The sequence below is a fragment of the Bifidobacterium coryneforme genome (assembly GCF_000737865.1).
GTDB lineage: Bacteria > Actinomycetota > Actinomycetes > Actinomycetales > Bifidobacteriaceae > Bombiscardovia > Bombiscardovia coryneformis.
On the sequence record NZ_CP007287.1, the window covers coordinates 1,598,236 to 1,610,860 of the forward strand.

Annotated in this window: 8 protein-coding genes and 1 tRNA gene; all 9 read right to left on the minus strand. The window is 61.7% G+C overall.

Going from position 1 to position 12,625, the window contains the following annotated elements; translation table 11 throughout:
- Positions 1–76: 76 nt before the first annotated feature.
- Positions 77–2,848 carry an ATP-dependent chaperone ClpB gene (gene clpB, locus bcor_RS06495; protein WP_033498336.1) on the minus strand — a complete coding sequence of 924 codons (2,772 nt, stop codon included), beginning with the start codon at positions 2,846–2,848 and terminating at the stop codon, positions 77–79.
- 280 nt (positions 2,849–3,128) lie between these two features.
- Entirely contained in the window at positions 3,129–3,944 is an 816-nt protein-coding gene (locus bcor_RS06500) for a fumarylacetoacetate hydrolase family protein (RefSeq protein ID WP_033491162.1), read from the minus strand.
- Between the two features lie 50 nt (positions 3,945–3,994).
- Positions 3,995–4,801: a YggS family pyridoxal phosphate-dependent enzyme gene (locus tag bcor_RS06505; RefSeq protein ID WP_033491161.1), complete on the minus strand. Its 807-nt coding sequence runs from the start codon at positions 4,799–4,801 to the stop codon at positions 3,995–3,997.
- Positions 4,802–4,923: 122 nt separating this feature from the next.
- Positions 4,924–5,979, minus strand: coding sequence for a tRNA glutamyl-Q(34) synthetase GluQRS (gene gluQRS / locus bcor_RS06510; RefSeq protein WP_051875820.1), 1,056 nt, complete (start codon positions 5,977–5,979; stop codon positions 4,924–4,926).
- Positions 5,980–6,101: 122 nt separating this feature from the next.
- On the minus strand, positions 6,102–7,448 hold the full coding sequence (locus tag bcor_RS06515; protein WP_148304007.1) for a metal-dependent hydrolase family protein: 1,347 nt from the start codon (positions 7,446–7,448) through the stop codon (positions 6,102–6,104).
- A 355-nt stretch (positions 7,449–7,803) separates the two neighbouring features.
- Positions 7,804–7,877: transfer RNA gene (locus bcor_RS06520), tRNA-Lys, on the minus strand.
- A 131-nt stretch (positions 7,878–8,008) separates the two neighbouring features.
- Positions 8,009–9,529 carry a formate--tetrahydrofolate ligase gene (locus tag bcor_RS06525; protein WP_033498333.1) on the minus strand — a complete coding sequence of 507 codons (1,521 nt, stop codon included), beginning with the start codon at positions 9,527–9,529 and terminating at the stop codon, positions 8,009–8,011.
- 98 nt (positions 9,530–9,627) lie between these two features.
- Positions 9,628–11,154 carry a C69 family dipeptidase gene (locus tag bcor_RS06530; RefSeq protein ID WP_033498331.1) on the minus strand — a complete coding sequence of 509 codons (1,527 nt, stop codon included), beginning with the start codon at positions 11,152–11,154 and terminating at the stop codon, positions 9,628–9,630.
- A gap of 205 nt (positions 11,155–11,359) precedes the next feature.
- Complete coding sequence (locus bcor_RS06535) at positions 11,360–12,520, minus strand: DNA polymerase III subunit delta' (RefSeq protein ID WP_033498329.1); 1,161 nt, start codon at positions 12,518–12,520, stop codon at positions 11,360–11,362.
- Positions 12,521–12,625: the final 105 nt, after the last annotated feature.

Below are 12,625 nucleotides of genomic sequence, written 5' to 3' on the forward strand. Positions count from 1 at the left end.
ATTCTGATTCCGCATAGTAAAGGCCGGCACTCCGATAACAACTACGGAGTGCCGGCCTTCTCTTCGATTCGCCGCATCAGTCTTTCGGTGCGGAGTCCTGACCCCCATCGGGCGCGGCGTGCCTACCACGGATCCCGTCCCCGGGAGCAGCGTCCCCGTCGGTGGTGATGCTGCCGACGCTCACATCATCATCCACCAGGGTATCGGTGGGCCAGGCGGTCAGCTCCAGGTGCTCACCACCGGTCTGGTCAACCAGTACGGTGTCGCCGTCGTGGACCTTGCCGGACAGAAGCATCCGCGCCAGCTGGTCCCCTACCTCGGTCTGGACCAGCCTGCGCAGCGGGCGGGCGCCGAAAGCAGGGTCATACCCCATGCTGGCGAGCCACTCCCTGGCCGAGTCGGATACATCAAGGGTGATTCTGCGGTCGGTCAGACGCTGTGAGACCTGCCTGACCTGGATATCCACGATGCCACCCAACTCATCACGGGTGAGCGGGTCGAAGATGACCAACTCATCCAATCGATTCAGGAACTCGGGCTTGAAGTTGGCCTGGACCGCATCCAAGACCGCCTTCCGCTTGGCATCCTGGTCCAGCTCATCCTTGATCAGGAACTGGGAACCCAGGTTGGAGGTCATGATCAGAATCGTGTTCTTGAAGTCCACGGTCCGCCCCTGGCCATCGGTCAGGCGACCGTCATCCAAGACCTGCAGGAGAATGTCGAAGACTTCGGGGTTGGCCTTTTCCACCTCGTCGAAGAGGACCACCGAGTATGGCCGGCGGCGAACCGCCTCAGTCAGCTGGCCACCCTCCTCATAACCGACGTAGCCCGGGGCCGCGCCTATCAGACGGGAAACGGAGGCCTTCTCCATGTACTCGGACATGTCGATACGGACCATGGCCTTCTCATCATCGAAGAGGAAGTCGGCCAGGGCCTTGGCCAGCTCGGTCTTGCCCACACCGGTCGGTCCGAGGAACATGAAGGACCCGGTCGGACGGTCGGGGTCCGATATGCCGGCGCGCGAGCGACGAACCGCATCGGCGACGGCACGGATGGCCTCCTTCTGCCCGATTACCCTCTTGCCCAGGTAGTCCTCCATGTGCAGCAGCTTCTCATTCTCGCCCTCCATGAGTCTGCCCACGGGAATACCGGTCCAGTCGGAAACGATCTCGGCCACCGAATCGGCATCCACATGGTCGGGAACCATGGGCTCTTGCGCCGGACCACCGACGGCGTCCGCCCCGTCCGGTTGAGATCCCCCCGAATCGGCAGCGGCCTTGGCCTTGTCCGCGGCATTCTCCGCCTCGGCAAGCTCCTTACGAATACCGGGAATCTCACCGTACAGAATCTTGGAGGCCTTCTCCAGATCGCCTTCGCGGGTGGCCTTGTCCGCCTCCACCCTCTTGGCATCCAACTGTGCACGGAGGTCGCCAACCTTGTTGTGCCCGGCCTTCTCCTGGTCCCAGCGACTCTTGAGCCCGACCAGCTTTTCGCGGGAGTCGGCCAGCTCGCCCTGGAGCTTTTCCAAGCGGTCATGGGATGCCGGATCGTCGGCCTTCTTCAGCTGCATCTCCTCCATTTCGAGGCGGGTGACCCTCCGCTGCAGCTCGTCGATCTCCTCGGGCTGCGAATCCAGCTCCATCCTCAGATGGGCGGCGGCCTCGTCGACCAGGTCGATGGCCTTGTCGGGAAGCTGGCGGCCGGAGATGTACCTGTTCGACAGGGTGGCGGCCGCCACCAGGGCATCGTCACCGATGGTCACCTTATGGTGGGCCTCATACCGCTGCTTCAGACCACGCAGGATGGCCACCGTATCCTCCACGGTGGGTTCACCCACGAAGACCTGCTGGAAGCGACGCTCCAGAGCGGGATCCTTCTCGATGTTCTCGCGGTACTCATCCAGGGTAGTGGCCCCAATCAGACGGAGCTCGCCCCTGGCCAACATGGGCTTGAGCATATTGCCGGCGTCCATGGAGCCCTCGCTGGCGCCGGCTCCGACGATGGTGTGAATCTCATCGATAAAGGTGATGATCTGCCCGTTCGCACTCTTGATTTCATTCAGGACCGCCTTGAGACGCTCCTCGAACTCGCCACGGTACTTGCTGCCGGCCACCATGGAGCCGAGGTCGAGCGAAATCAACCTCTTGCCTTCCAAAGTGGTAGGAACATCACCGGCCACAATCCGCTCGGCCAGGCCCTCGACGACGGCGGTCTTGCCCACGCCGGGTTCACCAATCAGAACAGGATTGTTCTTGGTACGCCTCGACAGGATCTGCATGACGCGACGAATCTCCTGGTCCCGACCAATCACCGGGTCCAGCTTCCCCTCCTTGGCCTGGGCCGTCAGGTCGGTCGAGTACTTCTCCAAGGCCTTGTATGTGCCCTCGGCATCGGGGCTGGTCACCTTGGCGCCACCGCGCACATCGGGCGTCGCCTTGCGCAGGGCCTCAGGCGTGAGACCCGCCTGACGCAGGATGTCCGCGGCCTGACCGGGCACCTCCGCGATGGCGATGAGCAGGTGCTCGGTGGAGACGTATTCGTCCCCCATCTGCTGCATCTCCTTCTCGGCCTGGCTGATTGCCATGCTCAGTTGGCGGCTGGCCTGGGGCTGAGAGGCCGTCGACCCACTGGCCGAGGGCAGGGCCACAAGGGCATTGCGGACAGCGGCCCCTATCTGCTTGCTGTCGCCGCCGGCCGCCTGAATCAATCCACCAACCACTCCGGACTGCTGCCTGAGCAGGGAATCCAGCAGGTGAAGCACATCCACCTGGGGGTTGCCCGCCGCCGAGGCGGACTGAATAGCATCTCCAATGGCCTCCTGGGCCATGGTGGTGAAGTTCTGTTCCATGGTTGTCCTCCAACAATCTTCCGCGTGACCCGCCGGAGCCGCCCGGTCAGACCATGCTTCGGTCATATCTGCATTAATCAACCCACAGATGGACATACTTATTCCCAAAACTTGAGTCTATATGACTCAGGTTTTTTAAGTGAGTCAGATACAGAAAACGGGACCCCGTCAATCGAACAGGGTCCCGTTCACCAAGGAAGACGTCACACCGGATGAGGGTCATCCCGGCTGCGACCCAGGGCCGCCTGCAACCCCTAACAACCGATTCGGAAAATCGGCCTTACTCGTCGATGACCACGTTGCGCAGGTCACCGATGCCATCAACGTGGACCGTGGCCTCATCCCGCCCCTGCAAGGAACCTGACGCGTTGGGGGTGCCGGTCATGATCACGTCACCCGGAAGCAAGGTGGCGAAACTGGAGATGAAGGCAATCTGCTCGGGGATGGAGTGAATCAGATTGGCCGTGGTGCCGCTGGCCTCGGGCACCTCCTCGCCGTTGAGCCTGAAGGATATCCTCGCATCCCGGTAATCCAGATCGGTTTCAATCCAGGGACCGAGCGGGCAGGCGGTATCGAAACCCTTGCAGCGGGTCCACATGGGGTCATCCTGCTGGAGGTCGCGCAGGGTCACATCATTGACGCAGGTATATCCCAGCACGTAGTCCATGGCCTCGGCCTCGCTGACCTTGCGTGCGATACGCCCTATGACCACAGCCACCTCGGGCTCGTAGTTCATGTCCTTGCTGTAGGAGGGCTTGATAATCGGATCATCAGGGCCGATAACCGAGGTGGATGGTTTCATGAAGACCATAAGGCGCTCAGGCGGCTCCGGGTTCACAGCCTGACCCTTCTCCGCCATATAGGCGGCATGGGCCCGATAGTTCTTGGCGGCACCATATATCTTGGACGGAATGACCGGCGCCAGCAGGCGCACATTCTCGTCGTCCAGGGCATAACGCTTACCCGTGGGCTCCACCTGCTGCCCGGTCAGGGGGTACCCGCTCAGCTCAACCAGATAGTCCTTGCCGTCCTGCTTGTCCTCCTGGACGAAGGCATAGCGAGGAGTATTACCTATGGAAAAACGCGCGATTCTCATAGGGACAGTCTAGCCCCTGGGAGAGTCCGTCGAGGAGTCCGGTCCGCCCCTCAGATGAAAGCACGCTGACCGAAAATGGCGGTACCCACGCGAACGATTGTGGACCCTTCGGCCACTGCATAGTCCAGATCGCCCGTCATGCCCATGGAAAGAGCGGTGCAGGAATCGGCCCCGGGCTCACCCGAGGACCGAATGGTGTCACGTAGGCCTCGCAGGTGGCTGAATCCTTGGCGAATCGTCACCTCGTCATCCACATGGGCTCCGATGGTCATGAGTCCATCCAGCCGTATCCCCTCCATGCCTGCCAACTCGTAAGCCAGGTCCAGGGCCTGGTCGGGGCCACAGCCCGACTTGGCTTCCTCGCCCGATTCGTTGACTTCGAGGAAAATGCCCTTGACCAAGCCCTTGGCCTGGGCACGGGAGGCTACCTTCCGCGCAAGCTCCAGACCGTCTACGGACTCGACCGTATCGACATAGGGCAGGACCTTGTTGATCTTATTGGACTGGAGCTGGCCTATCAGGTGGAATCCCACGGTCTGTGAGCCGGACGAATCACCGCCGAGTCGCAGCCCCCTCTCGCGGCAGGACTCAATCAGCCCCTCGGCCTTGGCCGTGACCTCCTGGGGCCGGTTCTCCCCAATCAGATGGATGCCCGCATCGATGGCAGCCATGATTTCGCCCACATCCCGGGTCTTGGTGGCCGCCAGGAGTGCGACCGACCCCTCGCGCCGCCCCGCCGCTTCTTCCGCCTTGGCGATTCGCTCAGCCACCTTCTTGACCCCGTCGGCAATCTGCACGGTCCGTTCCTGGCTGATGATCCGATTAGACAAATCCTTGTGGTCCATATAAGCGACCATGCCCCAGTACCTCCTCATATTCGGAAGCTTCGACTGAGGCCATGGTAACCAGGGGTTCCTACCACCGGGCCGAATCATATGCGTCCGCCGGGGAACCACCATCAACCCGTGGACCCCGCCAATCAGGCCAGTTTGAAGCCTTTCGAACCAGTCCCGGCCAGATCAGGCCCTTCGAAGTCAAGTCGACGGTCCTCCTGATTGCAGGCCAGTCTCTTCCATGTGAAGCAATCCAGCAGTTCCTGCGCACTTGCAGGCCCGGGATGGTCCAGAAGTCCAAGAAGCCAACCACAGACTCCAATCACCTGCCGTGCAGTCCACCCCTGTTCACGGAGGGTCTGCATATCAGGCGAGCCGAACCGCTTGGACATCCGCCTGCCATCCGCACCGTCTATCAGGGGCAGGTGGGCATACTGAACGGGCTGGGCGTCCATCCGCAGGTGGCTCCGGATCCAGGTCTGGATCGCCGTTGACCGCAAAAGGTCCCGCCCCCGCACAATCTGATTCACCCCCATGGCCAGGTCATCGACCGTGACGGCGAGCTGATAGGAGACCAGCCCATCCGCCCTCCTGATAACCACGTCACCCACATCCCGGGGCAGGTTGAAGGACCTGGCCCCGAATACCAGATCGTCAAACCGGCAGATGGCATCAGGACCAACAGAGTCGGCAGGAACCGCGATACGCAGACTGTGCCGGTCGCCCCGGCCCAACCGTTCCTCGACCACATCTCCGGGAAGATTCCGACAGGTTCCCGGATACACCAGGAATCCATCACCCTCATTGGGGGCCGAGGCTGCGCGGATATCAGCCCGCGAGCAGAAGCAGGGATATACCAGGGGCCCGCCATCCGCCAAATGCTGCTCTTGCAGCACGTTCAAGGCCTGGTCATAGTCAGCCACTCGCCGGGATTGATAGACCACAGGGCCATCCCAGTCCAGCCCCAACCAATCAAGGTCATCCATGATCCATCGGTCGGCATCCTCGACCACACGAGGCCCGTCGATGTCCTCGATTCGCAGGCGCAGCACCCCGGAAGCCCCAGAAGACCTGACACCCAACCAGGCCGCCAGGCATGCGTAGATGTTGCCCAGGTGCATCCGCCCGGTCGGCGAAGGCGCCAGCCTCCCGACAACCTGGGCAGAACCCGACCGGTTCAGTCCCGAATCTCCGTTCCGCATACCGCCATGCTCCCACGGCACCTCGTCATGAGAGAAGGCGGGGGCATATCGAAAGGGCCGCAGGCTGCGCATACAAATCGACGGCCTCCGCCCGTAGGCATGTTACGGGCGGTGGTATCGAATCAGAAGGTATCGAGCAGGTGGTCGATGTCCTCGAAGTGCTTGACCTCGGGGCGCCAGACCGGCTTGCCGCGGGCGATGACCAGCTGGGGATCGGCCAGGGTGCGCAGATTCTTAGCGGGATCCTCGGCCAGGACGATCAAATCGGCATCCTTGCCAGCCTCAACAGAACCTGTCACATCACTGAATCCAAGGTTGCGTGCGTTGACCTGGGTGGCCGCATGGAAGGCCTGGGCGGGGGTGAAGCCCGCATACTTGACCATGTAGTCCAGCTCACGCCAGGTACCGTACTGGGGCACGAAGGTCATACCGGTATCAGTGCCGACACCGACCGAGATACCATTCTCACGGCCTTGCCTGGCCCCCTGGACCATTCCATCAACGACCAACTCGGAGTTGCTGCGGACGATATCACTGACCCCAAGCTGGTCCTGAGGCAGTTTAATCAAGGGCAGACCCGCGCACAGGGTGGGGTCCAGACCCGAGAAGCCGCGCAGCGAGCGCGGGTTATCAAGGAAGAGCCCGATAATCTCGTCATCCATGGCACTGCCGTGTTCAATCGTATCCACACCGGCCTTCAGGGCGGCTTTGACACCCTCCGGGCTCTGGGCATGGGCGGCCACCAGAACGCCAAACTCATGGGCCTCATCACAGACGGCGGCCATCTCATCTTGGGTCATCTGAGGGCTGCCGGCCTCACCGACCTTGGTGGCATCGGTCACACCACCGGTTGCGGCAACCTTGATGGCGTTGACACCGTGGTCAATGTTCTCCCTGGTCCTGCGCCTGGCCTCTTCGGGTGAAGTGCACGAAAGGGAGATGAAGGGATCGCCGTGCCCACCCGGAATGGCCAGCAGGGGCCCGGCAGCAAGGATACGGGGACCTGTCACCTCTTCAGCATCGATCTTGTCGCGCAGGCGGACCCCCTCATAGCCGATATCGCCCAGGGTCCGAATCGTGGTTACACCAGAGTTCAGCAGGGCGGAGACGTTCTTCTTGATTCGGGCGTCCATGAGAAGCCTGCCCGCGGGACTGTGCAAGGCCTTCATGACCCCGTTAATCACACGAGGCGAAGTATTGCCTCCGCCGGAAAGGGGCTTTCCATCGGCAAAAAGATGGACATGGGCGTTGATCAGACCGGGTGCCACGAACTTGCCGGTGGCATCGATGCGATGGTACCCCGAAGGCACATAGGCCAACTCAGTTGGGCAGACCTGTTCGATGCGCCCATCCGCCGACACCAGGATGGACATGTCAGTCTCGACGGTGCCCGCCTCGTCACCCGTGGCGATACTGGCGTGTTCCAGTACAAACGGTTCACGCTCTTTCCTGCCTTGAAGACGCCCCATAGTCATACCTGCTTTCCATTTCTTCGGTGAACCAGTACAAGGAATCCTGTTATATGACTCATATTATCCGCGATATGGAAAACCACTCAAGAATGGTCCAAATGCATCGGACCGCGTGCCCCATTCCGTCCTCCGTCACGCCAAACGCACCCATGCGATTTGCTACGAATACCTTCGCCTTATAAGTCACCAATTACTGCGTATGGTCCTACTCCGGCACACTTCCCTTTGCCCGGAGTGTTCTGTTTTTGCGCTTCACTCTGGTATACATTTGGTATACATTCCCGCCCCAATGAGAGGATATGCAGATAAAAGAAAACCCTACAACCGTTGCGGCTGTAGGGTTTTGACTCTGTGCCCCCACGGGGGCTCGAACCCCGGACACGCTGATTAAGAGTCAGCTGCTCTAGCCAACTGAGCTATAGGGGCGTGTGGCACATAGCTGAGCCAAGATGTAACTATACACTGTTTTCCATACCGTGCAACACGGCGCGTCACCCGAAGTACAGGGATTGCCCGGCCTTTCCGTCCAGTGCGGAAAGGCCGGGTGTGCTCTCACCTCAGACAATCTTGGGCATGGGAGTGGTCAGGGAGGTGGTCAGGTTGACCTGGAGCAGGCCGGCTCCGACATGGGGCTCAACTTTCTTCAGGGTGACCGTTCGCTGATCCTCCGGGGCCGTGTCGTCATCGGTCATGGTGGCCGGGGACTTGACAGCCACAATGGTCAGATCCTCCAGGTTCACGCCAATCTGGGCACAGAGCTGTCTGGCCTGCTCCAGGGACTGGGCGAACCCGTCCTTCTCCACCACTCGGCTGCCGGGAACACCATAAGCGCTCCGAGCAATCCAGCAGATCTGATCCATCACGTCCATCCCATGATGGCTGACCGTATCCGCATCAGCTGGGGTAGGCGCTCCCAAGGCCTCGATAAGACCATCCAGCTGGTCCTCCAGGGCCTGGCCGCCATCGCGGAAGAGATTCCCCATAATCGGACTACGGAAGCCCAAATCGGAGGCGGTCTGGCGAAGCTGGCCCGCCTGGCCGTCCTCGCCTTCCCACAGGTTGATCATCGGGAAGGTGGGGATGCCCAGACTCTCCAGACGGTTGACGTGGAAGGGGTAACGCCACTGAAGCTTGGGGTCGTCACGCCAGGTGGTGGCCCGGGTGACGACAACCGCAGCGGCGGGCCATTGGGCCCCATACTCACGGGCAGCGATATCCAGCCACTTCTGAGCTCCGGCATCAGCCCCGTATCCGGCCTCGACGATGACCACGTCGTGTCGGGCACAGGCCATCTGAACACTGACCAGGCTGGGGATACCGATGGAGACGTTGGCGAAGGGGCCGCAGTGCACGTAGACAGGGGAACCCTGGAGGGTTTCGGTGTAGGCGGGTTTGACGGCATCGGTCAGGATACCGGTAATCCTCCAGAGATCGATGAAGTCACCGAACCTGACGGGCTTCCCATCCAGGGTGCCCGCCACCATGGCGGCGACCCGTTGCCCGATCTCCTCCATGCTCCGGGAGAGGACCACTATCTGCATCAGCTCGCAGGTGGGGGTCAGAACGGTCCGCTCGGACAGGTTCCCCTTGCCGCGATCCACGGCAATCTGGCGGAGGGAACGAGAAGGAACCTCGGATACCCTGGGCACCAGAACCGTGTCGAGCCTCCCCTCGTCAACGGCCTTCTCGGCAAAGGAGACCAGAAGATTCTGGGCGGACTCGATGGCGGCCATCTCACCGCACAGACCCCAGTCCACCAGCTCCGGATGGGTCAGCGAGGCCTTTCCGCCACCGGATGCACCCCCCTTGGATCCTGCCGCCGTGATACCCATGCTGGGCTGACGCAGGACGGCGGCCGCATCCACACCCCTTGCCCGCAGGGCATCGATAAGAGCGATGGTGGTGGTCGTCTTGCCCTCGCCGCGCGAGGCCTTCAGGGGGGTATCCGCGGTGACCAGGATGACCTTGCCCTCTTTGCGCGGCTGGTCGGGATGCTCCTGAAGATCCTTCAGATAGCCGAAGGCATCAATCTTGCTGAACAGCCCATACGGTCTGACGTAATCCTCGAAATCGGTCATGATTTCCTCCTCCTTGCGCCGTGTCGTCGTGGCATTGGCGGCGGCGGACTTGTTCGCTTCTCTTCTCGTATCGGACAGGGGGACCGGCTCGGTCCGGCTCAGTTGTCGGAGAGGTGATAGCCGTTGCGCATCGACATGCTGGCCGTGTACAGGACCTCACCCAGGAGATCGTCGGTCTCCTTGCGAACCTTGTCGGACAACTCCTGGTTGGCAGCCTCGAGAATCCGGCGAACCTCGAGATTATCCGTACTCTGGTCATCCCCCTCAAGGCGGCCGACCTGTTCATCGGCGGCGGCAATCATCCGGTGACCGGCCCCGCCCACACTCTGCTGATACCGCTCGATGGCCGCCGAAGTCGAAGCGAAGGCCGAGTCGCTCAGGGCGGCAATCAGCCTGTCGGCCCAGTAGAGACTGTCGGTGGAGACCCGGTTGGTGGCGTTGCTCAGATATTCGGGGGTCCTATCGACGTTGGCATAGAGGGGAATGAGGGCATTGAAGGCGTTGGACCCGTACGACATCCACTGGATGGCCCGGCAGGACTCGGGGCGGTAGGGACGCAGCTGGATGACGGCCAGCTGATCGTTCCTGTTGATTCCGATGGGACGGAAGAGACCTCGGGTGTGCTCGTCGCCGGTCACGCTGTATGGATCGTAGGGGGTTCCCTGGTAGTGGGAGCCCAGCAGGTACTTCACATCTTCGATGGTGATCTTCCGCTCGGGTTGACGGCACCAGGGGATGTTGTCGCTGGTGGGGTTATGGTCGGCATCGGGCCCGTCCCAAACCTCGTCGTACGGATTCAGGAAGCGCTGCATGTACCAGGCGCGGGGGGTGTTGTAGACATGGTCCGAATCACTGTGTGAACCGAAGGCATCACGCGGGTTGAAGGGGGACTCGGACTCGACGGCCAGGTCCAGATGATTGTCGTCGATGAACGTGCGCAGATCGGCCGAGCACATGTGATTCTCCTGGTCACCCAGGGCGTCGTCCAAATCGAACTCATCGATACCGAGCTGGTTGGGCATGGTCACGTAGGAGTCGTCGGGAACCCGCTTGGCAATCCAGTGGTGGCCGCCGATGGTTTCCAGCCACCAGATTTCGTCCAGATCGCTGAAGGCGATGCCGTTCATTTCATAGGTGCCGAACTCTTCCAGAAGGGCACCGAGACGCTGCACGCCCTCCCGAGCGGAACGAATGTAAGGCAGGACGATGGTGACCAGGTCCTCCTCGCCGATGCCACCGGGCACCTCCGCCAGGTAACCCTCCTCACCGGGCTTGCCCAGAGCGGGTGCCAGCTCCACCAGGGGGTCGGCACCCAGAACACGCTCATTGGAGGTGATGGTCTCGGTGGCGGACATGGCCACGTTGGCGGAGTTGACGCCCGCCTCGGCCCAGAGACCCTGATCCAGTACGGCATTGGGTACCGAGGTATAGCGCATGGGGTTGTCGGGCAGGTCCATCTCCACATGGCTCAGGACGCTGCGGTAGTGGCGGGGTTGTTCGTCCGGCTCCACCACGACGAACCGCTTCGGGCGGAACTCCCCGTTGGGCGAATCCTCATTGCGGGCGATGATGGTGGACCCGTCATAGCTTGCATTCTTGCCGATCAACAGCGTGGTGCAGGGCATGAAACCGTGCCTCCCTTTCTTCGGATGTATCAGAATCCCGACGAGGGACCGATCCACTGCCGATGAACGACCAGCGGGACGACCGCGCCCGGTTCGGGGCCGACTTACGATGTTTTCACTCTAATGCCTGCCGCTCCCAATCGGGAGCCTGATTCCAGGAGGAGGGCACGGATTCGGACGTGACCGACAGCCCTCCCAAAGAAGGCTATGCCAGGAGCCCGCAGAACAGGGCCTCGAAGTCCAGCAGGGTGGAGCCGTTGGCAGCCAGTCGCCTACGGGTTCTGGCTATGATTTCCAGTCGCTCTATGGCATCCTCGCGCGAGAGCCGCACCGAGAGTTCGGCGATGGCCGCACGGTTCTCGAGATTGACCAGTCCGGCCGTCTCCTCGGCCTGGTTCTGGAGAACGCCCACGTCCCGGTAGACGCTTGCCAGGGTGGTCAGATTCCGATCCAGTACGTCCCTGGTCAACCTGGTCACGCGCCGACGAACCTGGTCCTTGCTGCTCAGCGCATGGTAGGCACCGAGGAGCTGCCTGGGAATGCGCTCGTCCGGGGTAAGTCCGTTGATGGCCCTGAACTCCTGCTCGTCACGCTTGACCTGCTCGTTGACCGTATCGGTGGCCTGGTCCTTGGCCGCATCGACAACCCTCCCGGCCAGGACCACGGCATCCGAGGCACGGTGGAGGTTGAGCAGACCCACCACCAGGTCGTCACGGTCCACCAGCACCTGCTCGCGGGTGGCGTAGAGCTTGGCGATGCCGATATGCCCTTGGGCCAGGCGGGCCGCCTTGGCCGCCAGGGGTGGTTCCACACCCACCTGATCGGTCAGGAAACCGGCAACGGCCGTATTCGAAGGGATGGCCAGGTTGACGACTCTGGTCCTAGAACGGATGGTCGGCAGAACGTCCTGGGCGTTGGGGGCGCAGAGAAGCCAGATGGTGTGGGGGGCGGGCTCCTCTATCTCCTTGAGGAGGACATTGGTGGTCCGCTCCAGCATCCTATCCACGTCCTCGATGATGATGACCCGCCAGGGCGAGGTGGACGGCATCTGCTCCGAGGTCATGATGAGTTCACGAACCTCATTGATGCCGATGGTGACCTTGTTGGTCGACAGGACCGTTACATCGGGATAGGTCCCGGCCAAGACCTGCTGGGTGATACGGCTGGGCTGGTCGTCAAGACCGTGATCAGGACTGACCAGGGCCGCCGCAAAGGCACGCGCCAGGTTCGACCTCCCGGATCCGGGAGGTCCGCAAATCAGCCAGGACTGGGCCACCGAGTCACGGTCGTGTCCCTGCGAGGCGACAATCTGCTTGAGCAGGGCCACCGTGGGCTCTTGCCCGACGATGGCATCCCAGACGCTCATCGTGCCTTCCTGAGGAGGTGGCCCCTGAAGATTCCCCGTGCCGTCACAGCCGTGGAAGGGGGCTGATTCCTCCCAGCATCGCCAGCCTCGGAATCGGATGCATCC